The following is a 24,312-nucleotide window of genomic DNA, read 5'->3' on the forward strand; positions in this document are numbered from 1 at the left end:
GGTGAAGGGTTAGCGCTTCTTACCCATCGCCGCCGCCAGCGCATCCATCATCGCGCTGTTACCCGCAGGCTGGGCGTCACGCCCACGCGGCTTCGCTGCTTTGGCTGCAGGACGCTGCTGCTCGCGGGCTCCACCATTGCCGCCACGGCGTGCGTTGGTTTCACCGGGCTGCTCGTCCAGGCGCATAGTCAGGGCGATACGTTTGCGCTGCAGATCCACTTCCAGCACTTTCACCTTCACGATATCGCCCGCTTTGACCACGGTATGCGGGTCTTCAACGAACTTATCGGCCAGCGATGAAATGTGAACCAGACCATCCTGATGCACGCCGATATCCACAAACGCACCAAAGTTGGTGACGTTAGTGACCGCACCTTCCAGCACCATACCTGGTAGCAGGTCGTTCATGGTCTCGACACCGTCGGCAAAGGTCGCCGTCTTAAACTCAGGACGCGGATCGCGGCCCGGTTTTTCCAGCTCCTTGATGATGTCGGTAACGGTTGGCACGCCGAACTGTTCGTCGGTGAAATCAGAGGCTTTCAGGTTGCGCAGCGCGCTGTTATCGCCCATCAGATCTTTTAGCGCCTGCTGTGTGGCCGCCAGAATGCGCTCGACAACGGGGTAGGCTTCCGGGTGAACGGTTGACGCATCCAGAGGGTTATCGCCGTGGTTGATGCGCAGGAAGCCCGCGCATTGCTCAAAGGCTTTTGGCCCCAGACGGCTTACCTTCAACAACTGCTGGCGGTTCTGGAACTGACCATTCTCATCACGCCAGGTGACGATGTTCTGTGCCATCATGCGGGTTAAGCCCGCCACGCGGGTCAGCAGGGGGACGGAGGCGGTGTTCAGGTCTACGCCGACGGCGTTTACGCAGTCTTCCACTACCGCATCCAGCTTACGCGCCAGCTGAGTCTGGCTCACGTCGTGCTGATACTGGCCGACACCAATAGATTTCGGGTCGATCTTCACCAGCTCCGCCAGCGGATCCTGCAGACGGCGAGCGATTGAAACGGCACCACGCAGGGAAACGTCCAGATCCGGGAATTCCAGCGCTGCCAGTTCAGAGGCGGAATAGACCGATGCACCCGCTTCACTGACGATCACTTTCTGTGCCGTGACTTTCGGGAACTGTTTCTGAACGTCGAGGTAGAAACGCTCGGTTTCGCGAGATGCAGTACCGTTACCGATGGCAACCAGCTCAACGTTGTGTTTTTCGCACAGCGCCGCAACCGCTACAGCCGCTTTTGCTGCCTGCCCGGTATGCGGATAAATGGTGTCGGTGGCCACCAGTTTACCGGTGCCATCAACCACCGCCACTTTTACGCCGGTACGCAGGCCTGGATCGAGGCCCATCGTCGCGCGCAGGCCTGCAGGGGCGGCCATCAGCAGGTCATGCAGGTTACGGGCGAAGACGTTAATCGCTTCGTCTTCGGCGCGCTCGCGCACGGTGCCCATCAGTTCGGTTTCGAGGTGCATCAGCACCTTGATACGCCACGTCCAGCTCACCACGCCTTTACGCCAGCTGTCCGCCGGGGCGTTGTTGAGGCGCAGGCCGAGGTGGTCGGTAATGATCTGCTCGCAGTGGCTCTCTTTCGGCGGCTCATCAAACTGCGGGTCGGCGCTCAGGGAGAGTTGCAGCACGCCTTCGTTGCGGCCACGGAACATCGCCAGCGCGCGGTGAGACGGGGCGGTAGCGATCGGTTCGTGGTGGTCGAAATAGTCGCGGAATTTCGCGCCTTCTTCCTCTTCACCTGCCACCACCGCAGAGACAATGTGCGCATTCTTCCACAGATAATCACGCACTCTGGAAAGCAGAGTGGCATCTTCGGAGAAACGCTCCATCAGAATGTAACGTGCGCCATCGAGCGCCGCTTTGGTGTCCGCCACGCCTTTGTCGGCATCGATAAATTTGGCGGCTTCGGTTTCCGGGTCGTGGGACGGCTCGTTCCACAGCAGATCGGCCAGCGGCTCCAGGCCTGCTTCAATCGCAATCTGCCCGCGCGTGCGGCGCTTCGGTTTGTACGGCAGATAGAGATCTTCCAGTTCGGTTTTGCTCAGGGTACCGTTAATGGCCTTTTCCAGATCGCTGGTCAGTTTGTCCTGTTCGCCGATGGATTTGAGGATTGCCTGACGTCGGTCTTCCAGCTCGCGCAGGTAACCCAGACGGGTCTCCAGGTTACGTAGCTGCGTGTCATCCAGACCGCCGGTGACTTCCTTACGATAACGTGCAATAAACGGCACGGTGTTCCCTTCATCAAGCAGGCGAACGGCAGCTTCTACCTGTTCGGCTCTGGCCTGAAGTTCACCCGCAATAATGCGGCAGAGCGAATCTTTCATCATGGCTTTATCATCTGTTGAGTCGAAAAATCAGGGGATAGTTATACGGGCTGGCACGGCAAAATGCCAGCCGTGGGGGGCGCTCTCGGACTATTTAACGTACGCGATCTCGTTCACGTACCAGCTGGCTTCACCTGCAGGGGTCTGCACGATGGCTAAATCGCCCACTTCCTTTTTCAGCAACGCGCGGGCCATTGGCGAGTCGATGGAGATGTAATCCTTACGACCAAAAATTTCATCATAGCCGACAATGCGAAAGCGCAGGGTATTGCCGTCATCATTTTCGATTTCCACCCATGCGCCAAAGAACACTTTGCCTTCCTGTTGCGGCGAGTAATCGACGATTTTGAGATTCTCGAGGCATTTGGTCAGGTAGCGCACCCGACGGTCGATTTCGCGCAGCCGTTTCTTGTTGTACTGGTAGTCGGCGTTCTCACTGCGATCGCCCAGGCTTGCTGCCCAGGTGACTTTTTTGGTCACTTCCGGACGCTCTTCGCGCCACAGGTAATCCATCTCTTTTTTGAGCTTTTCGTACCCTTCGCGGGTGATCAGGGGCGTTTTCATGCGGTGACCTTCAGACCTGGCTTCATTGCAAACCTTGCGCACATTACGTATCAAATAGTCTAACAGACAGTATTAATAATGATTTATGTGATGAAATGTGCAGATAAGCTGCTGTTAAATATGCTTTGTAACAATTTCGACTAGAATTTATACCAGAATTAGCTGGTCGAACACGTGCACTTTTTTAGAATACGCTGTTATTAGACTATCCGAACCTTTGGGAGTACATACAATGCAAGAGAACTACAAAATTCTGGTCGTGGATGACGACATGCGCCTGCGCGCGCTGCTTGAGCGTTATCTGACCGAGCAGGGCTTCCAGGTTCGTAGCGTGGCGAACGCTGAGCAGATGGATCGTCTGCTGACCCGTGAATCTTTCCACCTGATGGTGCTTGATCTGATGCTGCCTGGCGAAGACGGGCTTTCTATCTGCCGCCGTCTGCGTAGCCAGAGTAACCCAATGCCGATCATCATGGTGACGGCGAAGGGCGAAGAGGTTGACCGTATTGTGGGCCTCGAAATCGGCGCGGACGACTACATTCCAAAACCATTTAACCCGCGTGAGCTGCTGGCGCGTATTCGTGCCGTTCTTCGTCGTCAGGCGAATGAGCTGCCGGGCGCACCGTCGCAGGAAGAAGCGGTGATTGCGTTTGGTAAGTTCAAGCTTAACCTCGGTACGCGTGAAATGTTCCGCGAAGATGAGCCAATGCCACTCACCAGCGGCGAGTTTGCGGTACTGAAAGCGCTGGTCAGCCACCCGCGTGAACCGCTTTCCCGTGACAAGCTGATGAACCTGGCGCGTGGTCGTGAATACTCCGCAATGGAACGTTCCATCGACGTGCAGATCTCCCGTCTGCGCCGCATGGTGGAAGAAGATCCGGCGCATCCTCGTTATATTCAGACCGTGTGGGGTCTGGGCTACGTGTTCGTCCCGGACGGTTCTAAAGCATGAGGCGAATGCGCTTCTCACCGCGAAGCTCGTTTGCCCGCACTCTGTTACTGATCGTCACCCTGCTGTTCGTCAGCCTGGTGACGACCTACCTGGTGGTGCTGAACTTTGCGATCCTGCCGAGCCTCCAGCAGTTCAATAAGGTTCTGGCGTACGAAGTCCGTATGCTGATGACTGATAAACTGCAGCTGGAGGACGGCACGCAGTTAGTGGTTCCCCCGGCGTTTCGTCGTGAAATCTACCGTGAGCTGGGCATTTCGCTCTATTCAAATGAAGCGGCAGAAGATGCGGGCCTGCGCTGGGCGCAGCACTATGAATTTCTTAGCCAGCAGATGGCACAGCAGCTTGGCGGCCCAACGGAAGTCCGCGTTGAGGTTAACAAAAGCTCTCCGGTCGTCTGGCTGAAAACCTGGCTGTCACCCAACATCTGGGTGCGCGTCCCGTTGACCGAAATCCATCAGGGAGACTTCTCGCCGCTGTTCCGTTACACCCTTGCCATCATGCTGTTGGCGATAGGGGGGGCGTGGCTGTTTATCCGTATACAAAACCGACCGCTGGTCGACCTGGAGCACGCTGCGCTGCAGGTCGGTAAAGGAATTATTCCACCACCGCTACGTGAATACGGCGCATCGGAAGTCCGTTCGGTAACGCGTGCCTTCAACCATATGGCGGCAGGCGTGAAGCAACTGGCGGACGACCGCACGTTGCTGATGGCAGGCGTCAGCCATGACCTGCGTACCCCGCTGACGCGTATCCGCCTGGCGACGGAGATGATGAGCGAAGACGATGGTTATCTCGCCGAGTCCATTAACAAGGATATCGAAGAGTGTAATGCCATTATTGAGCAGTTCATTGACTACCTGCGCACCGGGCAGGAGATGCCAATGGAGATGGCTGACCTGAATGCGGTATTAGGTGAAGTGGTCGCGGCGGAAAGTGGCTACGAGCGTGAGATTGATACCGATCTTCAGGCGGGCGACATTCAGGTACGCATGCATCCGCTCTCCATTAAACGTGCGGTGGCCAACATGGTGGTGAACGCGGCTCGCTACGGTAACGGCTGGATTAAAGTCAGTAGCGGCTCTGAGCTCAACCGTGCCTGGTTCCAGGTGGAAGACGATGGCCCGGGTATTAAACCTGAACAACGCAAGCATCTGTTCCAGCCGTTTGTGCGTGGCGATAGCGCGCGCAGTACCAGCGGAACGGGTTTAGGTCTGGCGATTGTGCAGCGTATTGTTGATAACCATAACGGGTTGCTGGAGATCGGTACCAGCGAGCGGGGTGGTTTGAGCATTCGCGCATGGTTACCGGTGCCGGTTACGCGTGGGCAGGTGAAAGAGAGTTAAACAGTAAAGGTGCGGTCTGATGCCCTCACCCGACCCTCTCCCACCGGGAGAGGGCGAAAACATTAAAAAAGGCAACTTGCGTTGCCTTTTTACCTTTACCTTGGCCCTGCACTCACCAGCGCTTCACCCGCTGGTGTATCGGTATACTTCTCGAAGTTATCAATAAACAGTTTCGCCAGCGATTCCGCTTTTTCACGCCACTGCTCAGGTGAGCCGTAGGTGTTGCGTGGGTCGAGGATATGCGTATCCACGCCCGGCAGTTGCGTTGGGATCGCCAGGTTAAACATTGGCAGGGTAAAGGTTTCGGCGTTATCCAGAGAACCATCCAGAATGGCGTCGATAATGGCGCGGGTATCTTTAATGGAGATACGCTTGCCTGTACCGTTCCAGCCGGTGTTGACCAGATACGCCTGTGCGCCAGAAGCCTGCATGCGTTTCACCAGTACTTCAGCGTACTGCGTCGGGTGCAGCGACAGGAACGCTGCGCCGAAGCAGGCGGAGAAGGTTGGCGTTGGCTCGGTCACGCCGCGCTCGGTCCCCGCCAGTTTGGCGGTAAAACCAGAGAGGAAGTGATACTGCGTCTGGCTGGCGGTCAGGCGAGAAACTGGCGGTAACACGCCGAATGCATCAGCCGTCAGGAAAATCACCTTCGTGGCATGACCCGCTTTCGACACCGGTTTCACGATATTGTCGATGTGGTAGATAGGGTAAGAAACACGGGTGTTTTCGGTTTTTGATGCGTCATCGAAGTCGATAGAGCCATCGGCACGCACGGTGACGTTTTCCAGCAGTGCATCGCGACGGATGGCATGGAAGATATCCGGCTCTGCTTCTTCAGACAGGCGAATGGTCTTCGCATAGCAGCCACCTTCGAAGTTAAACACACCGTCGTCATCCCAGCCGTGTTCGTCATCGCCAATCAGGCGGCGTTTCGGATCGGTGGAGAGGGTGGTTTTACCGGTGCCGGACAGGCCAAAGAACACGGCCACATCGCCTTTTTCACCCACGTTCGCTGAACAGTGCATGGAGGCGATACCGCGCAGCGGCAGCAGGTAGTTCATCACCGAGAACATCCCTTTCTTCATCTCTCCGCCGTACCAGGTTCCGCCAATCAGCTGGATACGCTCGGTGAGGTTGAAGGCAATGAAGTTCTCAGAGTTCAGACCCTGCTCTTTCCACTGTGGGTTAGTGCATTTCGCACCGTTCATCACGATGAAGTCAGGCGTGAAATTCTTCAGCTCTTCGTCGGTTGGACGAATAAACATGTTTTTCACAAAATGCGCCTGCCAGGCCACTTCGGTGATAAAACGCACGGAAAGTCGGGTGTCGGCGTTAGCGCCGCAGAAAGCATCGATAATAAACAGACGCTTGTTAGAGAGTTGGTGAGTGACGAGCCCTTTCAGATGCTGCCAGGTTTCCGGGGAGAGCGGTTTGTTATCGTTCTTCCCTTTGCCTTTATCTGCCCACCACAGCGTGTCGCGGGTGGTTTCGTCTCGGACGATATACTTATCTTTCGGCGAACGACCGGTAAAGATACCGGTATCGACGGCGATAGCACCAAGGTTCGTCAACACACCTCGCTCGTATCCTTCCAGTGCTGGATTGAGCTCTTCCTGATACAGCGTATCGTAGTCGGGGTTGTAGACCACTTCCTGGACGTCGTGAATACCATAAGCCTTGAGATCTTGCGGGGTTAAACCAGTAACACGCATATCACTGCTCCTTAGCCAATATGTACTGCCTGAAATTGTAGGGTTTTTCTGAGGTTGTTAACCGCGACGGGGCTCATAGATTTACGTATCTGGACAAAACCCTTACTAACGGAAAACGCTGCGACTCCAGTCACAGGGCGGGCAGATTATCGCAGGAATCGCTTTTTGGTTGGGGAAAATGTTCTTAAAAGGTTAAAGACTGGTGATTTTATCGGAAGGAATGTGAATGTAATCGCATACATGTTGGAAAATTACGTAAGAGTTACAGTATGAAATGCGATTCAGCTTGGGCGGGAGATTTACCCCTCATCCTGACCCTCTCCGCAACGGGGAGAGGGCAGGGTGAGGAGCACAGTTTTAGTGAACCTGAGGATCCGCCGGTGAGGCGTTATTGCGGATCTCGGCGATATCCATCGAATTGAACACGTAGTGCGTACCGCAGTAGTCACAGTGCATATCAATTTCACCGTCTTCCGCCATGATGCTGTCGATCTCTTCATCTGGCAGGGTTTTCAGTGCGCCAGCGCAGCGCTCACGGGAACAGGTGCATTTAAATTCCACAGACTGCGGATCGTAAACGGTCACTTCTTCTTCGTGGTACAGACGCCACAGCACATCGGTCGCAGACAGGTTGAACAGCTCTTCCGCTTTGATGGTTTCTGTCAGCGTTGCCAGGTGCTCGAAGTCGTTGGTCTGCGCGTCCTGCGCAGGCAGAACCTGCAGCAGCATCCCGCCCGCAGCAGGCTGACCGTCCACTTCACCGGTGCGGATGAACAGGCGGGTTGGCAGCTGTTCAGAACGCATGAAGTAATCTTCCAGACAGGCGGCCAGGGTATCACCTTCCAGACCGACAACACCCTGATAGCGCTCACCTTCTTCTGGGGAGATGGTGATCACCAGGTAGCCATTACCGACCAGCGTCTTCAGATCCGCATTCTCAGGAACATCACCCTGAACGCGTGCGACACCACGCATTTGCTGCTGGTTGTTGCCATTGATCACGGCCAGCGTCATTGGACCGTCACCCTGCAGCTGCACGGTGATATCACCGGCAAATTTCAGCGTCGCGGTCAGCAGGCTGGTGGCAACCAGCAGTTCGCCCAACAGGGTTTTCACCGGCAGCGGGTAGTTGTGGTTTTCCAGAATCTGTTTCCAGGTTTCGGATACGGTGACCAGCTCGCCGCGCACGGCGAATTGTTCAAACAGATAACGGTGTAATTGGTCGTGTTGGGCCATAATAGTCTCTCGTGCAGGTGAGGGGTTACTCGGTCTCACCGTGTTTAAATTTCATCAGATCGCGGCGCTCTTTTTTATCCGGTCGCCGGTCCGGGTGTGGCATTGTCAGTGCGTTCATTTTGCGCGCCAGCGCGGTCTTCTCGCGCTTTTCAATGCTTTCAGCCGTCTCTTCATACAGCAGCACGGCTTCCGTTGCAGGCCGCCGTTGTTCGGTAATGGCTTTAATCACCACCGTTCGGTCATCGTTGCCCTGACGCAGTGTTAAGGTGGCATTCAGTTCAACCAGCTTGCCCGGCTTGCTGCGCTGACCGTTGTAATGCACTTTTCCGCCGTCGACCATTTCACGGGCAAGGGCGCGCGTTTTATAAAAACGGGCAGCCCACAGCCATTTATCCAGTCTTACCCCATCAGTGGGTTTTTCTTTCATGGCGTCTCCTTCACGGTCAGTGAGGGGATCATCCGGCGATAGTCGTTCAGCCCCGGATGGCGCAGATAGCTTTTTTCCGCCAGGCCAGAATCAGGGTTGGTGACGCCCAGACAGTAGCGAATACCAAACGTTGCCGCGGAATCCAGAATCGGCTCACTGTCATCGATGAACAGCGTGCGCTCTGGCTGTAGACCGGTCTCTTCCGCCACCGCATGCCACAACCGCTGATCCTCTTTCGGATAACCAAATGTGTGGGTGGAAAGTAATAAATCAAGGTGTGAAGCCAAACCCGTATGCTCCAGCTTCACGGCCAGATTATGCGGATGCGCGTTGGTCAGCAAAATACGGCGCTTGCCGCTTGCTTTCAGCGCGTCCAGGAAAGGTACGGTATCCTCACGCAGAACGGCACGCGGACCCTGGGCGGTGGTCATGGCACAAATATCCAGACCGAGGCGTTCACTCCAGTAGTCCAGACAGTACCAGTTTAGCGTATGCTGCACCGCGCTATATTGTGAACGAATGAACGCCTGCGCTTCTGCCGGGGAGATCCCCTGTTGTTCGCCATAGGTTTCAGGTACCAGCGTTTGCCAGAAATAGTTATCAAAGGCGAGATCGAGCAGTGTGCCGTCCATATCCAGCAGGACGGTATCGACCTCCTGCCAGGCGATATCAAGATGCATAAAGGGGGAACTCCAGCCAGAAGAAACGTGCGCGACAGGGTAGCACAACTTGTCGCGCAGTGACGTTATCCGATCAGGCTCTCAGGGGCGGGGATCAGTTTAGGATTGAGGCAATTTTCGTAGTATTGCTGGATGTCGGCCAGCCGCGTGCGTGAACGCTGATAGCGGCGCAGTGCCATAAAACCGTTCCAGAAAATACACACCAGCATGGCAATCATCAGCAGGGATGTGCCGACATAACGCCACAAACCGGCGCTGTCTGGCATCCGGTGCAGGTTGACATGGCGCGTGCCGTTGGCGTCGGTGAAGAGACTTGTCACAATCCCTTCCGCACTGAACGGGGTTTGCATCAGCATCTGTGCCAGACGCTGAAACTCACCCCATTGTTCCTGGGCAGGGTAATCATAAAGCGCGACCTGTGGATAAGGCTGATCGACCAGGTCGCTACCTTCATCGCTGACAATCACAAACCCGCCCGGTGCCGGGCTGTTCAACGCCTGGGCTGCACGGGTTGTTTCACGCATCACGAACGGCGCGGTGGAGGTTGCCACCAGGTTATCCAGCGATTCGGCACTGACCGGACGCAGCAGTACGTTTACGCCGTCCAGTCGTCCTGTTTCGGCGCGCTTTACCAGAGAATCCCAGTCTTTGCTGTTACCGAGGTTCACGAGGGCGTTTTTAAGGCGTACACATTCACTCTGAGAAGAACATAAATCCTGTGTTTTCAGTACGATTTCGCCAAAGTCGTCCAGCAGCACCATACCCGATTTCTGAATAGCCGAGCGCAGGGCAGGGCTGACGCGCGAATCATCATCCGGTTTCGGGTGTAACTGGCGGTTGACCGTCTGGGTGAGCGCTGTCGCTTTATTGACGACTTCGGACTCCGGCAACGGCAGCGGTGGCGCATCGTTCCAGATAATTTGCGAGCAATCAAACGGCATGAATGGAGAGTTCTGCCGCGTGTTCCAGGTACCTGGCGTATGGATATTACACATCCCGGTTCCCTTAAGACGCAGCGTATCACCCACCCGCACGCCTGCTTCTTCCAGCTTATTGACGCTGGTGGCTTCGACGGTTTGCGCGCCTTTAATCCACGACAGGGTGAATTTGATGGGCATATCCAGCGGCACAAAGAGTAGCAGCAGGGCAAAGACCAGCGCCGCCCCGCCAGCAATAACCGCACTGCGCAGCCAGTGCTGAAGCGGGAAGTTTTTCACTTCGTCATGCAGGGACAGATAGCGCCCCTGACGCACAACGTGGCGGTCAAGGTAGATATCAATATCCGTTTTTTGCCCTAAATCCTGGGCAATCCACGGCTGCCAGTGGCGCGGGTAGATGAGATCGATAATACCGAGCGAGATATTGTTGATATGCTCCTGATCGTTCTCACCGAACAGACCCCAGCGTTTAGGCGTTCCGCGCAGGCAGTGAATTTCTCGTAACGATGTTTTTGCTGGTGGGGCAAATAACCCCCACAGCCCGGCCGCCAGAAGCAGAACGCCACTGCCCGCCAGCCACGGGACAAACACATCTGGTGTCAGCAGGCAGATGAAAAAGAGCAGGAAAGCCGTAACGATCAGTATCGCTTCACGAATGCCATCCGTGCGGTTCAGGGTGTACTCTTCACGCGTCTCCTGGCGGATGTTCAACAGCTCAATCTGCTCTGTCTCTTCGCCGCGAATGGAAGCCTGGGTCGCACTTGCCCGTTCCAGTGCAAAGCGTGGTGCTTCCTGAACATATTCACTCAGGGTATGGCCGTTAAGCGAGATAACCAGCGGTAACGAGTCGGTATGGATCAGCTCAACGTTGTTTTCGTCGGTAATGTACTGTTCCCAGAAGGGGGGAAGATGCACTTCAACGGAATCAAGATAGTAGAGCCATTTGTTGGGATCGTCGGTGGTGATGCCATAGCGGGTGATTGAACGCGTCACGCAAAGCACGGTGTTACTTTGTGCGTTCAGAGTGAGTGATACCGGAGCAGAACTGGCTCCCGTTGGCCCAGGCGTTAGCTGAGAACGGTTCAGTGTCTCGAGATAATTTTCAACGGTAGCACGCTCTTCTGGCGTGAGTTTGCGCGTCGTCGCACCAGCAAAGGCATTTAAAAAAGGTAGCCGGTATCGTCGCTGTACGCGACGCCTGTACGCCCACCCTGCAATCAACACGCCGGCCAGCATAGCAGCGAGAACAATCAAAATGGTGCTCATGCTTTCCCCATCTTACTTATCTTCTTACAGGTGTTTACCCGTCATACTTCAGGTTGCCTGTGCGTTGGCTTGACCCGGCCTGTGGTCTCGCCCCTTCGGGGCCAGCGCAAGCGCTGTTCAAACTGGCAAAGCCAGTTTGTCCTCGCTCACCCCAGTTATATACTTATGTATGTTTCCGGGGAGTCGCCGCGTCGCCGCCTTCATGCAACTCGAATTATTTTTGGTAAAATCAATTGCACCTTTAACAATGAATGAGAGTCTGTGGTTGGCTATCGGCAAGTATGGAGTCGACTTGAGCATTTTGAAGCACATCCCAGTAGCCGATGATGATAGCAAAGCCTGTCAAGGCGCGATATCAGCAAATTCCTGGAAACATTTCAACCTCTTGACTTTTGTTTTGAATTGAGGATTGATTCTTGTTACGTTGCACAAATGTAAATAAAGAACAATTGACATTGCCGAAACCGTGCGGCATATCGCACAATAAAGCCAGTTCACACACTAAAGACCCATCAAGATGAGCAAACCACTACAAAAACCCACCATTCTGAATGTTGAAACAGTCGCCAAATCACGCCTGTTTAATGTTGAAAGTGTGGATCTGGAGTTCAGCAACGGTGTGCGTCGCGTTTATGAACGTATGCGCCCCTCTTCGCGTGAAGCGGTGATGATTATTCCTATCGTCGATAACCATCTGATTTTGATCCGCGAATATGCAGTGGGCACGGAATCTTACGAACTCGGGTTCTCGAAAGGGCTTATTGACCCGGGTGAAACGGTGTTTGAAGCGGCAAACCGCGAGCTGAAAGAAGAGGTCGGCTTTGGTGCGAATGAGCTGTCGTTCCTGAAAAAACTGAGCATGGCCCCGTCCTATTTCTCCAGCTCAATGAATATTGTGGTTGCTGAAGATCTCTATCCTGAATCGCTGGAAGGGGATGAGCCGGAACCATTGCCGCAGGTGCGCTGGCCGCTGGCACATCTGATGGATTTGCTGGAAGATCCTGATTTTAACGAAGCCCGCAACGTGAGTGCGCTGTTCCTGGTTCGGGAGTGGTTGAAGGGACAGGGGCGCTTGTAGCGGATGCTATGACGCATCTGTACTTCTTAATCATTAACTTAATCGCTATCACAACAATACTGCCTGCCCCGCCGAGGATTGCACCACAGATTGCCCCTGAAATTGCACTAAAAATATAGTCCTTCAGCGGCAGGTAGTAGAATGAGACATACAGAGTGGCTCCCGTTGCTGTTGCCAGTGCCCCATGTAAAACCGTGAGCCAGGCTTTTCTTTCAATGAAACTTGCCATCAGACATCCACATAGAAAGGTAGTGGTGTAAACCAAACCATTCACAAAATACACCCACCCCATACCTGGTGATGGGCCATAAAAAAGATGGTTGGTAAAAATCTGAATGATATGGCGGGCGAATATATAGATGTTAATACTCAGGAGGTAAGCGATTAAAGTTCTTTTTGTTTGTATTTTTTTCATGTTTTTCTATTCCAGAATATGATTTTTACTCATGCGTAAAATAAAGCGTGAGAATTATGCTTTCATTAAGGTAGTAATAATCTGAACGATTCCCACATCAACTTTCCCTGTGGAATGTATATAATTTCGAACATCATTACCCATTAGTGTATCAGGCTCGAGGAACGTGAGTTTCACCAGATTTGATAACTGCTCTGTAGTTAGTTTTCTTTTCAGCCACCAATGGAATGCACCGTTTCTGTAATGCTCTGAACCCTCTTCATCACCCGGTTGATATAAATGTAATTGGGAATTAAAAAGTTCGTCAGGATACATTCCGTATTCCATCCATTCTTTTGGGAAGCCCATAGAGGCTAAGAATTCATTTTTTTTCATTATGAATCGTTATTATTTATTCAGCGCTCTTTGCTTTTTGGCAAAGTCTATCGCCGCGTCTAACTCTACAGCGGTTTCTTCGGTAGCGATGGGTAACCAAATCCAGGTGTCGCTATGAGCTATGCAGAGTACATAAATACCCTCTACAAGAAAAAAATCTGACGTGGCATTCCATGGGATGAAGGATGATACCTGTTTTGAATTGGTAACTGTCAGCCCTTTTTCATCAATAGTTATATTACGACTCTGACGAACAAAAATATTGTGATAGGCCTGACGATAAACTCTATGAGCACAACGGAGAATGCAAAGTCTGGAAAATAACATGCCCGCAGCCAGAGTCCACAGCATGATAGCTAATGCTTCACCATCGTAAAAATAGAAGATATTCTCATCACCACTTATATTCCAGGTTCCGATGATAAAGTTCACATCGAAAAAATTGAATATTTTTTCAAACTGGAACCCTGACATCACTATCAAAGCGATGACAGCGAAAACCAACATCTTACGCCAGAGAGGCTTAGCCGGAAAGTAGTGAGCACGAGTGACGGTGTTGCATATTGAACGATACTGCTTAAACGTCAAGCTCTGTTCTGGTAGGTGGAAGCTGAATTTATTCTGGTGCTGCGCACTATCTGGAATAGTATCGTTCATTTGATATCATCCATGAAGGAAAATGCAATGATATCGCCCCGTTTTATTGCATAACGAGTTAGTTTTTCTAAATATTTATTTAACTCAGAAGAAAGGCACCGAAGTGCCTTTTTCATATGTAAAGAGAGATCAGAACAGTTCGTGCGTTTCGCCGTTATCAATAATCTCTGTACCCACCTCATGCACCGCCTGCGTGGTTGGCTGTGTACCCTCGATGAAATACTCTTCACGGCTGTTACCACCATTGGCTAACTGCCCGGTGCTACGGTCGATATTGACCGTGACGACGCCCGGTGGTGGGGTCAGCGGCTGTTCCGGAACACCTTCCAGAACTGCTTTCATATACGCATCCCAGGCCGGTTGCGCACTCTTCGCCCCGCCTTCGTAACCGGAAATCTGATCTTTAATCGCGCCAGAGGCCGTGGTGCGGCCTAAATCACGGCGATGATCGTCAAAGCCGATCCACACCGAGGTCACGACGCCAGGGCCGTAACCGGAGAACCATGCATCTTTCGAACTGTTGGTTGTCCCCGTTTTACCGCCGATGTCATGGCGCTGTAAATCGCGCCCTGCACGCCAGCCGGTACCCTGCCAGCCTGGTTCACCGAAGATATTGGTGTTCAGCGCGCTCTTGATCAGGAATGACAACGGCGTGTTGATCACGTGAGGGGCATATTCCTGAGCGCTGCTCTGTGCAACCAGCGCCTGGTTAGCCTGTTCCAGCTGAGGCTGAGGCACGACGGTGTTCTGCTGCTCCTGAGACACGGCAACATCTTCCATGTCCTTGTTCTCAAGCACGTTGGATTTCGGTGTATCACCGTAAATCACCGGAATGTCGCATTCAGCACAGGCAATTTTCGGCTTCGCTTCGAACAGCACACCACCCTGGTCGTTCTCGATTTTGCTGATGTAGTACGGGTCAATCAGGAACCCGCCGTTGGCCATCACCGAGTACCCACGAGCGACCTGAAGCGGCGTGAAGGATGCGGAGCCGAGTGCCAGCGATTCGGTATGGACAATGTTCTGTGCCGGGAAACCGAAACGTTGCAGGTACTGTGCCGCATAGTCAACGCCCATCGCACGCATCGCACGAACCATCACCACGTTTTTCGACTGCCCCAGACCCTGACGAAGACGGATTGGGCCGGCATATTCCGCCGGGGAGTTCTTCGGCTGCCAGTCAGAACCGGCACCTGCATCCCAGCGCGAGATAGGTACGTCATTAAGCATACTGGCAAGGGTCAACCCTTTGTCCATCGCGGCGGTGTACAGGAATGGCTTGATATTGGAGCCGACCTGACGCAGTGCCTGGGTTGCGCGGTTAAATTTGCTCTGGTTGAAATCAAACCCACCGACCAGCGCCATCACGGCACCGTTCTGCGGATTAATGGAAACCAGCGCGGAGTTTACGTCTGGCACCTGCGCCAGCCACCAGGCATCGCCAACCTGACGTACCCAGATTTGCTGTCCGGTCTGTACGGCATCGGTCACTTTGCGCGGCGTCGGGCCTTGCAGGGTGTCAGAACGATAAGGCCGTGCCCAGCGGATCCCGTCCATACGCAGGGATACCGACGTTCCATCGGCGATCATCGCGACCGCTTCCTGTGGGTCGGCCTGAGTCACCACCGCAGGCAACAGCGGGCCATAGGTTGGTAACGCTTTCAGTGAATGGGTGATTTTTTTGCTGTCCCATGCGCTTTCGCCCACTTTCCACAGCACGTTTGACGGGCCGCGATAACCGTGACGCATGTCGTAGTCCATCACGTTATTGCGCACCGCCTCCTGCGCCGCCTGCTGCACCTTACGGGTGATCGTGGTGTAAACACGATAACCATCTTCATAGGCGCTTTCACCATAGCGGTTCACCATGTCCTGGCGAACCATCTCCGTGAGATACGGTGACGCAAAGGCAATTTCAGGCGCATGGTAGTTTGCATCGATGACATCGTTGCGCGCCTGGTTGTATTCGGTCTGGCTGATGTAGCCTTCGCTCAACATGCGTGACAAGACAACGTTACGACGCGCGGTGGCGCGATCGAGCGAGTAGAGCGGGTTAAACGTGGATGGTGCTTTAGGCAGACCCGCGATGGTCGCCATTTCGCTAAGCGTCAACTGCTCTACAGGTTTACCGAAATAGACCTGCGCGGCAGCCCCCACACCATAGGCGCGGTAACCCAGATAGATCTTGTTGAGGTAAAGCTCAAGGATCTCGTCCTTGCTCAGCAACTGCTCAATGCGGATCGCGAGGAACACCTCTTTGATCTTACGCATCAGCGTCTTTTCAGGGCTGAGGAAGAAGTTACGCGCCAGCTGCTGTGTAATCGTACTTGCCCCCTGAGAGGCATGGCCTGAGAACAGCGCAACGCTTGCGGCACGGAAAATCCCCACCGGGTCGACACCGTGGTGCTCGTAGAAACGGCTGTCCTCGGTGGCGATAAACGCTTTCACCATTGTGGGTGGAATTTGTTTTAAGGTCAGTGGAATACGGCGCTTTTCGCCATATTGCGCCATCAACTCACCGTCGGCGCTATAGACCTGCATAGGGATCTGGAGCCGCACATCACGAAGCGTGGCGACATCAGGTAGCTGTGGCTCAATATATTTGTACAAACCATAAATCGAGCCTGCTCCCAGCAGAATGCAACAGACTGCAAGGATTAATAAATACTTTACGAACTTCACCGGAGATTTCCCATTTGGTTTCACTTGGGCAGTTTCTAAACAATCGCGCGGTAGTATAAAGGCAAGCCTGATTCATTGATATAGCCGTCAACCTGGCGGGCGATAAGGAGATCGTGAAGCATGGCTTTTAAAACATGGCAAACAGGCGTTCATATTCAACAGGATAAGGTGCTGGCTGTGGCGCTGACCCGGGAGAGGTCTGGCTGGAGATTGCGCCGCTGGTGGGCGGTTCCCCTGGCCGAAGGGATTATCCTGGATGGGAAAATTTGTCAGCCAGAACAACTGGTTGACGCTTTACGCGACTGGCGGCGGATGTTGCCGCATTACCACCGTGTCTTTCTCTCGTTCCCTGCGGCACGTACCCTGCAAAAATCGCTGCCTCGTCCGGCTATCGCGCTACGCGACAGCGAGCAGCTCTCCTGGCTAGGGGCGGCGCTCTCGCGTGAGCTGGAAATGCCCGCAGATGCGCTGTGCTTCGATTACGCCCAGGACACGTTCAGCAACACATTTCATGTGACTGCCGCACAAAACAAAGAGGTTGAAACGCTTTTGTCGCTGGCGAAAACGCTACGTTTGCGACTGGTGACGATTACCCCGGATGCAGGCGCGCTGGCTAATCTTCTCCCGGCAGTCGCCCCCGCGCAGTGCGTCGCCTGGCGTGATAAGCACCAGTGGCTGTGGGCAATGCGCCACCAGTGGGGGCGTCGTTTTACCACAGAAGCGGAAAATGTGACTGAGCTGGCGGCGCTGCTGGCGCTCACCTCTGAAGACATCGCGCTGTTTGATGCTGTTCGCAATCCGTGGGAAACGCTGGTCCGTTGCCAGCCGCCGTTACCTGAGTGTGGGGCCGACTACACCATCGCTCTGGCGCTGGCTATGAGCGAGGTTCCTGAATGAACATGACAAACTTCATGCCGTGGCGACAGCAACGACGCGTGCGATGCCTGCGTTTCTGGGCTGTAGCTTTTGCGGCAACGTTACTGCTGGTCCTGATGGTGTTTTTCAGTTTGAGGATGAACAACGTTGTGAAACTGCGAGTCCTGCAAAGTGAGCTGATGGGAACGCAATCCGTCCAGCATGCACTTGCGTCTCGTCAGAGACAGACCACCGCAGGGCCGATACCCGCGATCCGGCCCCAGCGCCTGACGTGGCAACCGGTGTTGGAATCACTCTCCGACGTGATCCCGCCCGAGGTCTGGCTCACAGAGCTTCGTTACCAGCCCCCTTCGCTGATGCTTATCGGGTATGCCACCTCGCTCCCGGCGCTTTCTGTACTGCGCGATGCGCTCAGGCAAATAGCGGGTTTTACTTCAGGGCCTGCAGGTGAACTACAGCAGGATCGCCAGGGGCGCTGGATGTTCACTTTTCAGCTCAAAAGCCAGGGGTAGCGTGTGAACATCCTGCTTGAACGCTGGTGCGAAAGCCGCCCCGGGTGTCGGGTGCTCGGTTGGTGTCTGGGAACCGTTTTTCTGGGGGCGGTTGCATGGGGAACGCTGCTCAGGCCGGTACATTTGCAGTGTGTTGCACTCCGGTTACAGGTGACTGATGCCGTACGAACCAACGTGTCGCTGTGGCCTGCCGCCAGCAAGGTACCGTACCAGACTGAAACGGTTGAAGCCCGGGTGGTGCAACCTTTTTCGCCGTTAGATTTTCAGGTTGATGGTACCAGGCTGGTTTACTGGAAACCGCTGCAGAGCGGAGGGGAACTGACGCTGGATGCTGACTGGCAGGCGATACCAGCTGTCTTTTCCCGCCTGATGAAGCGGGATGTGCAGGTTTCTGCTTTCGCCATTTCTCCACATGATGCGGGGCTACGTTTGCACATGCAGCTGGAGCAAGAACATGCGGAATAGTGCGCGATACCTGCTCGTCTGTTCTGCGCTGTTACTGACCGGGATGCGCGACCCTTTTCATCCGCCGGACGATCCCTGCGCCATTGGGGAGCTTGCACAGTGGCACTATCACGGAATGGTGAGGGGGAGTATGGATGTGGGCATTTTGCAGGACGGGCAAAAGCGCTGGCATCGCCTGAAAACAGAAGAACGCTTATCTGTGGGCTGGCGGGTGATGGCGATGAATGAAACGGAACTGGTCGTGGATGTGGGGGCAGCATGCGAACCGGAACAATGGACGTGGCAACGAGAAGGAACGAAAAAGCATGAAAATAAGGATAGCGCTATTGTTGCTGGTGTTCAGTAACTCGCTGGTAGCAGCACCGAAACCGGTCACGCTCGTGGTGGATGATATCCCTGTCGTTCAGGTACTACAGGCACTCGTTATGCAGGAAAACCGTAATCTGGTGGTATCGCCTGATGTGAGCGGCTCACTGTCGCTCAACCTGACGCGTGTCCCGTGGCGACAGGCACTTCAGACGGTCGTTACCAGTGCCGGGCTTGTTCTGCATGAAGATAAGGGCATTTTTTATGTGTATACCGCGGCCTGGCAGCGAGAACAGCAAACGCGTAAGGAGCAAGAACAGGCGCGTCGACAGCTCGATGCGCCGCTGGTAGCACAGAGCATTTCCTTTTCTTACGCTGATGCCGAAGCGCTGCAAAAAGCAGCGGAAAAACTCCTGAGTCCAAAGGGGAGTTTATCTGTCGACAAACGCACCAACCGCCTGCTGGTTCGGGATAACCAGGTGGTACTGGGTACGCTACAGCACTGGGCGACCCAGATGGACATTCCTGTCGCGCAGGTAGAGCTGGCGGCACATATCGTGACAATCAACGAAAAAAGCCTGCGCGAGCTGGGTGTGAAATGGAATCTTGCGGAGGCTACGGAAGCGGGCAAAGTGGGGCAGATCACCACGTTGGGTTCCGACTTATCCGTTGCCAGCGCCACGACTCATGTCGGTTTTAACATTGGACGCATTAACGGCAGGTTACTGGATCTGGAACTGTCGGCGCTGGAGCAAAAACAGCAGGTCGATATTATCGCCAGTCCGCGATTGTTGGCCTCACATATGCAGCCAGCCAGCATCAAGCAGGGTAGCGAAATTCCTTACCAGGTCTCCAGCGGAGACAGTGGGGCAACGTCTGTGGAATTTAAAGAGGCGGTGCTGGGGATGGAGGTCACACCCATTGTCCTGCCTGGGGGCCGCGTGCGCCTGAAGCTGCACATCAGTGAAAACATGCCGGGGCAGGTGTTGCAGCAGGCCGATGGCGAAACGCTGGCAATTGATAAGCAAGAGATAGAAACGCAGGTAGAGGTAAAAAGTGGAGAAACGCTGGCACTGGGCGGTATTTTCTCACAAAAGAATAAAACCGGGAGTGATAGCGTGCCGGGGCTTGGGAAAATCCCCTGGCTTGGGCAGCTTTTTCGCCACGACGGAAAAGACAACGAACGACGAGAGTTAGTGGTGTTTATTACCCCGCGCCTGGTCGGCATTCACTGATGGGTAACGATCCCCGCAATGATTTTGCATTCAGTTTGTTGCAGATGTTTGACGTGGGGCATGAATTAGCATACAAGGAGTACCGATTTGAGTTGGACTTACGGTCTTGTTGCCTTATGCGTCTGGTGCGGTGATTTAATCAGTTGCCAAACAAGCCGGAGTATTGAGATAATTTTTAGTCTGACTCTCGCTCTATTGCATATGAGGTTTCAGTTCATGTCCTGCTACGCCGGATGTTTGCGCAGCGGGGATTACCATTAACGAATAGTCTTAGTAGTACCGAAAAAATGGCAGAGAAACGCAATATCTTTCTGGTTGGGCCTATGGGTGCCGGCAAAAGCACTATTGGGCGTCAGTTAGCTCAACAACTCAATATGGAATTTTACGATTCTGATCAAGAGATTGAGAAACGAACCGGAGCTGATGTGGGCTGGGTCTTCGATGTAGAAGGCGAAGAAGGTTTCCGTGACCGAGAAGAAAAAGTGATCAACGAACTCACGGAAAAACAGGGCATTGTGCTGGCAACTGGCGGCGGCTCTGTGAAATCTCGCGAAACCCGCAACCGTCTCTCCGCCCGTGGCGTAGTGGTCTATCTTGAGACGACCATTGAAAAACAGCTGGCACGTACGCAGCGCGATAAAAAGCGCCCGTTGCTGCAGGTTGAAACGCCGCCACGCGAAGTTCTGGAAGCCCTGGCCGGTGAACGCAATCCTCTGTACGAAGAGATTGCTGATGTGACCATTCGTACTGACGATCAGAGCGCTAAAGTGGTTGCAAACCAGATTATTCATATGCTGGAAAGCAACTGATTCTGGCTTTATATACACTCGCCTGCGGGTAAAAGCATTAAAGGTGGATGTCGCGTCATGGAGAGGATTACAGTTACTCTTGGGGAACGTAGTTACCCTATCACCATCGCGGCTGGTTTGTTTAACGACCCAGCTTCCTTCTTACCACTGAAAGCGGGTGATCAGGCGATGCTGGTCACCAATGAGACACTGGCTCCGCTTTATCTCGACCGTGTTCGCCAGCTGCTTGAGCAGGCGGGCGTGAAAGTCGACAGTGTGATTCTGCCCGATGGCGAGCAGTATAAAAGCCTGGCGGTGCTGGACACCGTCTTTACCGCATTACTGCAAAAACCGCACGGTCGCGATACGACACTGCTTGCCCTGGGCGGCGGTGTTGTGGGTGATCTGACGGGGTTTGCGGCTGCAAGCTATCAACGTGGTGTGCGCTTTATTCAGATCCCAACCACGCTGTTGTCTCAGGTCGACTCTTCCGTTGGTGGCAAAACGGCAGTCAACCATCCGCTTGGTAAAAACATGATTGGCGCGTTCTACCAGCCTGCATCGGTGGTGGTGGATCTCGACTGTCTGAAAACCTTGCCAAAACGCGAGCTGGCTTCTGGCCTTGCTGAAGTGATCAAATACGGCATTATTCTTGATGGCGAGTTCTTCATCTGGCTGGAAGAGAATATGGATGCATTGTTGCACCTGGATGAGGCTGCACTGGCATACTGCATTCGTCGTTGCTGTGAACTGAAAGCGGAAGTTGTTGCGGCAGACGAGCGTGAAACGGGCTTACGTGCTTTACTGAATCTGGGGCATACGTTTGGCCACGCGATTGAAGCCGAAATGGGCTATGGCAACTGGCTTCACGGTGAGGCGGTTGCTGCCGGTATGGTCATGGCAGCACGCACCTCTGAACGCCTGGGTCAGTTCAAACCGGAAGAGACGGCGCGCATCATCACACTGCTTGAGCGTGCTGGCCTGCCGGTCACCGGACCTCAGGTGATGTCTGCACAAGCGTATTTACCCCACATGATGCGCGATAAAAAAGTATTGGCAGGTGAGATGCGTCTTGTACTCCCACTTGCAATAGGGAAGAGTGAAGTGCGCGGCGGAGTGCCGCACGAAGTCGTTCTTGGCGCTATTGCTGATTGTCAGCAGTCGTAACAACTAGAAAGGTCAGGCCACGGTAACAGGTGGTCGTTTAGCTTCAGGTGAAATGCAAAGTCGTTGGCATAAGCCTTTGAGTGGGGTGTTAAATGGATGAATTCAAACCAGAAGACGAGCTGAAACCCGATCCCAGCGATCGTCGTACTGGTCGTTCTCGTCAATCTTCAGAACGTGATAACGAGCCGCAGATCAACTTTGACGATGTTGAGCTGGATGCAGACGATCGTCGCTCTTCGCGTAGCCGCAATGCGCGTGATGAGCGAGAAGAAGAGGGTTATGAGTCCGAAGAAGATTCAATGGACGAAGAGCCTGTAGAGCGTCGCCCGCGTAAACGTAAAAAAGCGGCAGCGCCGAAACCGGCGTCCCGCCAGTACATCATGATGGGGCTTGGCGTTCTGGTGCTTGTGCTGCTGATTGTCGGTATTGGCTCCGCGCTGAAAGCACCGTCAACGAACTCAAGTGAGCAAACGGCTTCCTCTGAGAAAAGCATCAACCTTTCTGGTAATGATGCGGGCACTCAGGCGAACGGCACACAGCCAGCGCCAGGTGCCGCTTCTACAGAGCAGACTGCCGCTAACAACACCACGACGCCGCAGGATGTTTCTCTGCCGCCAGTTTCTTCTACCCCGGCTCAGGGTCAGGCACCTGCTACGCCAGAAGGCCAGCAGCGTGTAGAAGTTCAGGGTGACCTGAACAATGCGCTGACGCAGCCGCAAAACCAGGAACAGGTGAACAACGTAGTGGCTAACTCTACGCTGCCAACTGAACCTGCAACCGTCGCACCGATTCGTGGTGGTAGCGCTCAGCCGCAAACCGCCGCTACGGAAACCAAACCGCACCAGACACAAACTGCACCGCGTCCGGAACGTAAGCAGGCGGTGATTGAGCCTAAGCGTGAAATCAAACCTCAGGCCGTGGTAAAAGCACCTGAAGTAAAAGCACCTGCTCAGACGAAACCTGTTGTTAGTGAGCCGGTGAAAGCACCAGCCACAACGGCTGCACCGAAAGCGACGGTAACGACAACAGCGCCGGCTGCTACTGCCACTACCGCACCGACGACAGCCACTACCGCACCAGCTGCAACCGCATCCAGCGACGCTGCAGGTAAAACGGCGGGCAACGTAGGTTCTCTGAAGTCTGCGCCATCCAGCAACTACACGCTGCAGCTGAGCAGTTCGTCTAACTATGACAACCTCAACGGTTGGGCGAAGAAATCGAATCTGAAAAACTATGTGGTTTATCAGACGACCCGTAACGGGCAGCCGTGGTATGTGCTGGTAACCGGCGTTTATGCTTCCAAAGACGAAGCGAAACGGGCTGTTGCGACACTGCCTGCCGATGTTCAGGCGAAGAACCCGTGGGCGAAGCCGATTCATCAGGTGCAGGCCGATCTGAAGTAATGTTTAAAGCGCAGGATGCTGTCGGAGCTTTCTCCACAGCCGGAGAAGGTGTAATCAGTTAGTCAGCATGAAAAAAAATCGCGCTTTTCTGAAATGGGCAGGGGGGAAATACCCCCTGCTCGATGATATTAAAAAGCACCTGCCACAAGGCGAGTGTCTTATCGAGCCCTTCGTGGGGGCGGGATCGGTGTTCCTGAATACCGATTTTTCTCGTTATATCCTGGCGGATATCAACAGCGACCTTATCAGCCTCTATAACATCGTCAAACGACGTACTGATGAGTACGTGGAAGAGGCGCGTAAGCTGTTTACGCCAGAGAACAACCACCCGGACATCTACTATCAGTTTCGCGCGGAGTTTAACCAGAGCAAGGATCCCTTCCGCCGTGCGCTGTTGTTCCTCTATCTGAACCGTCATGGCTACAATGGCCTGTGCCGGTATAATCTGCGTGGTGAATTTAACGTGCCGTTTGGCCGCTATAAGCGCCCGTATTTTCCGCAGACCGAGTTATATCACTTTGCTGAAAAAGCGCAGAATGCTGAATTCCACTGCCTCTCGTATGAAGAGTGTATGGATCGTGCAGACGCAAATTCGGTGGTCTATTGTGACCCGCCTTATGCGCCGCTGTCTGCGACGGCGAACTTCACCGCCTATCACACCAACAGCTTCAGCCCGGCCGAGCAGGCCCGTCTGGCGGAGATGGCGGAAAAGCTGGTCAGCAAAAGAATTCCGGTGTTAATTTCGAATCACGATACCCCTGATACGCGCGAATGGTACAAAGCCGCGAAGCATTTTCAGGTCAAGGTGCGGCGTAGCATTAGCAGCAACGGCGGCACACGTAAAAAGGTGGACGAACTCCTGGCTCTTTATCGCCCCTGAGCCGTTTTGCCCGCCGGT

Annotated in this window: 23 protein-coding genes; 12 read left to right on the top strand and 11 right to left on the bottom strand. The window is 54.0% G+C overall.

All coding sequences use genetic code 11. From position 1 onward, the window contains the following. Window positions 1-9: 9 nt before the first annotated feature. Complete coding sequence (locus tag ACHHZ6_RS10415) at window positions 10-2,340, bottom strand: Tex family protein (protein WP_395122187.1); 2,331 nt, start codon at window positions 2,338-2,340, stop codon at window positions 10-12. Between the two features lie 87 nt (window positions 2,341-2,427). Then, window positions 2,428-2,901 (bottom strand): transcription elongation factor GreB, encoded by a 474-nt coding sequence (gene greB / locus ACHHZ6_RS10420; protein WP_182272898.1) that lies wholly within the window; start codon window positions 2,899-2,901, stop codon window positions 2,428-2,430. 232 nt (window positions 2,902-3,133) lie between these two features. Here greB and ompR point away from each other — a divergent pair, with 232 nt between their 5' ends. Together ompR and envZ are read left to right on the top strand one after the other, a co-directional pair. Continuing rightward, window positions 3,134-3,853, top strand: coding sequence for a two-component system response regulator OmpR (gene ompR / locus ACHHZ6_RS10425; protein WP_001157751.1), 720 nt, complete (start codon window positions 3,134-3,136; stop codon window positions 3,851-3,853). Beyond that, window positions 3,850-5,196 carry a two-component system sensor histidine kinase EnvZ gene (envZ, locus tag ACHHZ6_RS10430; protein WP_182272897.1) on the top strand — a complete coding sequence of 449 codons (1,347 nt, stop codon included), beginning with the start codon at window positions 3,850-3,852 and terminating at the stop codon, window positions 5,194-5,196. Before ompR ends, envZ begins: the two co-directional genes overlap by 4 nt. Before the next feature lie 95 nt (window positions 5,197-5,291). On the opposite strand, the gene pckA is transcribed toward envZ, so the two are convergent. The 5 genes from pckA to ACHHZ6_RS10455 form a co-directional block, all read right to left on the bottom strand. Further along, window positions 5,292-6,908: a phosphoenolpyruvate carboxykinase (ATP) gene (gene pckA / locus ACHHZ6_RS10435; protein ID WP_182272896.1), complete on the bottom strand. Its 1,617-nt coding sequence runs from the start codon at window positions 6,906-6,908 to the stop codon at window positions 5,292-5,294. A 357-nt stretch (window positions 6,909-7,265) separates the two neighbouring features. Then, entirely contained in the window at window positions 7,266-8,144 is an 879-nt protein-coding gene (gene hslO / locus ACHHZ6_RS10440; protein ID WP_023309492.1) for an Hsp33 family molecular chaperone HslO, read from the bottom strand. Window positions 8,145-8,169: 25 nt separating this feature from the next. Continuing rightward, complete coding sequence (hslR, locus tag ACHHZ6_RS10445) at window positions 8,170-8,571, bottom strand: ribosome-associated heat shock protein Hsp15 (RefSeq protein ID WP_182272895.1); 402 nt, start codon at window positions 8,569-8,571, stop codon at window positions 8,170-8,172. Continuing rightward, on the bottom strand, window positions 8,568-9,251 hold the full coding sequence (gene yrfG, locus ACHHZ6_RS10450; protein WP_182919054.1) for a GMP/IMP nucleotidase: 684 nt from the start codon (window positions 9,249-9,251) through the stop codon (window positions 8,568-8,570). Before yrfG ends, hslR begins: the two co-directional genes overlap by 4 nt. A gap of 65 nt (window positions 9,252-9,316) precedes the next feature. After that, a complete protein-coding gene (locus ACHHZ6_RS10455; RefSeq protein ID WP_182919053.1) occupies window positions 9,317-11,455 on the bottom strand; it encodes an intracellular growth attenuator family protein in 2,139 nt (712 codons plus the stop codon). 517 nt (window positions 11,456-11,972) lie between these two features. Here ACHHZ6_RS10455 and nudE point away from each other — a divergent pair. Continuing rightward, window positions 11,973-12,533 carry an ADP compounds hydrolase NudE gene (gene nudE, locus ACHHZ6_RS10460; RefSeq protein ID WP_182272892.1) on the top strand — a complete coding sequence of 187 codons (561 nt, stop codon included), beginning with the start codon at window positions 11,973-11,975 and terminating at the stop codon, window positions 12,531-12,533. On the opposite strand, the gene ACHHZ6_RS10465 is transcribed toward nudE, so the two are convergent. The 4 genes from ACHHZ6_RS10465 to mrcA all read right to left on the bottom strand — a co-directional run bounded on the left by ACHHZ6_RS10465 (window position 12,463) and on the right by mrcA (window position 16,662). Continuing rightward, complete coding sequence (locus ACHHZ6_RS10465; RefSeq protein ID WP_182272891.1) at window positions 12,463-12,948, bottom strand: hypothetical protein; 486 nt, start codon at window positions 12,946-12,948, stop codon at window positions 12,463-12,465. The two genes, nudE and ACHHZ6_RS10465, sit on opposite strands and share 71 nt — an antisense overlap. Before the next feature lie 54 nt (window positions 12,949-13,002). Beyond that, window positions 13,003-13,323 (bottom strand): hypothetical protein, encoded by a 321-nt coding sequence (locus ACHHZ6_RS10470; RefSeq protein ID WP_395122188.1) that lies wholly within the window; start codon window positions 13,321-13,323, stop codon window positions 13,003-13,005. A gap of 12 nt (window positions 13,324-13,335) precedes the next feature. Continuing rightward, on the bottom strand, window positions 13,336-13,980 hold the full coding sequence (locus ACHHZ6_RS10475; protein WP_182272890.1) for a hypothetical protein: 645 nt from the start codon (window positions 13,978-13,980) through the stop codon (window positions 13,336-13,338). Window positions 13,981-14,109: 129 nt separating this feature from the next. Then, a complete protein-coding gene (mrcA, locus tag ACHHZ6_RS10480; RefSeq protein WP_182272889.1) occupies window positions 14,110-16,662 on the bottom strand; it encodes a peptidoglycan glycosyltransferase/peptidoglycan DD-transpeptidase MrcA in 2,553 nt (850 codons plus the stop codon). Between the two features lie 120 nt (window positions 16,663-16,782). On the opposite strand from mrcA, the gene pilM reads away from it, so the two are divergent. The 9 genes from pilM to dam all read left to right on the top strand — a co-directional run bounded on the left by pilM (window position 16,783) and on the right by dam (window position 24,294). Beyond that, a complete protein-coding gene (gene pilM, locus ACHHZ6_RS10485) occupies window positions 16,783-17,559 on the top strand; it encodes a pilus assembly protein PilM (protein ID WP_182919052.1) in 777 nt (258 codons plus the stop codon). Continuing rightward, complete coding sequence (locus ACHHZ6_RS10490) at window positions 17,556-18,050, top strand: PilN domain-containing protein (RefSeq protein ID WP_182272887.1); 495 nt, start codon at window positions 17,556-17,558, stop codon at window positions 18,048-18,050. The genes pilM and ACHHZ6_RS10490 overlap by 4 nt, the downstream gene beginning before the upstream one ends. A gap of 3 nt (window positions 18,051-18,053) precedes the next feature. Beyond that, window positions 18,054-18,515 carry a HofO gene (locus ACHHZ6_RS10495; protein ID WP_395122189.1) on the top strand — a complete coding sequence of 154 codons (462 nt, stop codon included), beginning with the start codon at window positions 18,054-18,056 and terminating at the stop codon, window positions 18,513-18,515. Next, window positions 18,505-18,861, top strand: a complete 357-nt coding sequence (locus ACHHZ6_RS10500) for a HofP DNA utilization family protein (RefSeq protein ID WP_182272885.1) — start codon at window positions 18,505-18,507, stop codon at window positions 18,859-18,861. The genes ACHHZ6_RS10495 and ACHHZ6_RS10500 overlap by 11 nt, the downstream gene beginning before the upstream one ends. Beyond that, a complete protein-coding gene (gene hofQ / locus ACHHZ6_RS10505; protein ID WP_395122190.1) occupies window positions 18,821-20,056 on the top strand; it encodes a DNA uptake porin HofQ in 1,236 nt (411 codons plus the stop codon). Before ACHHZ6_RS10500 ends, hofQ begins: the two co-directional genes overlap by 41 nt. Before the next feature lie 287 nt (window positions 20,057-20,343). After that, window positions 20,344-20,865, top strand: coding sequence for a shikimate kinase AroK (gene aroK / locus ACHHZ6_RS10510; RefSeq protein WP_010436374.1), 522 nt, complete (start codon window positions 20,344-20,346; stop codon window positions 20,863-20,865). Between the two features lie 57 nt (window positions 20,866-20,922). Then, window positions 20,923-22,011, top strand: coding sequence for a 3-dehydroquinate synthase (gene aroB / locus ACHHZ6_RS10515; protein ID WP_182272884.1), 1,089 nt, complete (start codon window positions 20,923-20,925; stop codon window positions 22,009-22,011). Between the two features lie 92 nt (window positions 22,012-22,103). Further along, on the top strand, window positions 22,104-23,414 hold the full coding sequence (gene damX, locus ACHHZ6_RS10520; RefSeq protein WP_182272883.1) for a cell division protein DamX: 1,311 nt from the start codon (window positions 22,104-22,106) through the stop codon (window positions 23,412-23,414). Window positions 23,415-23,481: 67 nt separating this feature from the next. Next, window positions 23,482-24,294 carry an adenine-specific DNA-methyltransferase gene (gene dam, locus ACHHZ6_RS10525; RefSeq protein ID WP_182272882.1) on the top strand — a complete coding sequence of 271 codons (813 nt, stop codon included), beginning with the start codon at window positions 23,482-23,484 and terminating at the stop codon, window positions 24,292-24,294. Window positions 24,295-24,312 lie beyond the last annotated feature (18 nt).

This window comes from Enterobacter cloacae complex sp. 2024EL-00214 (assembly GCF_043945575.1).
Taxonomy (GTDB): Bacteria; Pseudomonadota; Gammaproteobacteria; order Enterobacterales; family Enterobacteriaceae; genus Enterobacter; species Enterobacter cloacae_P.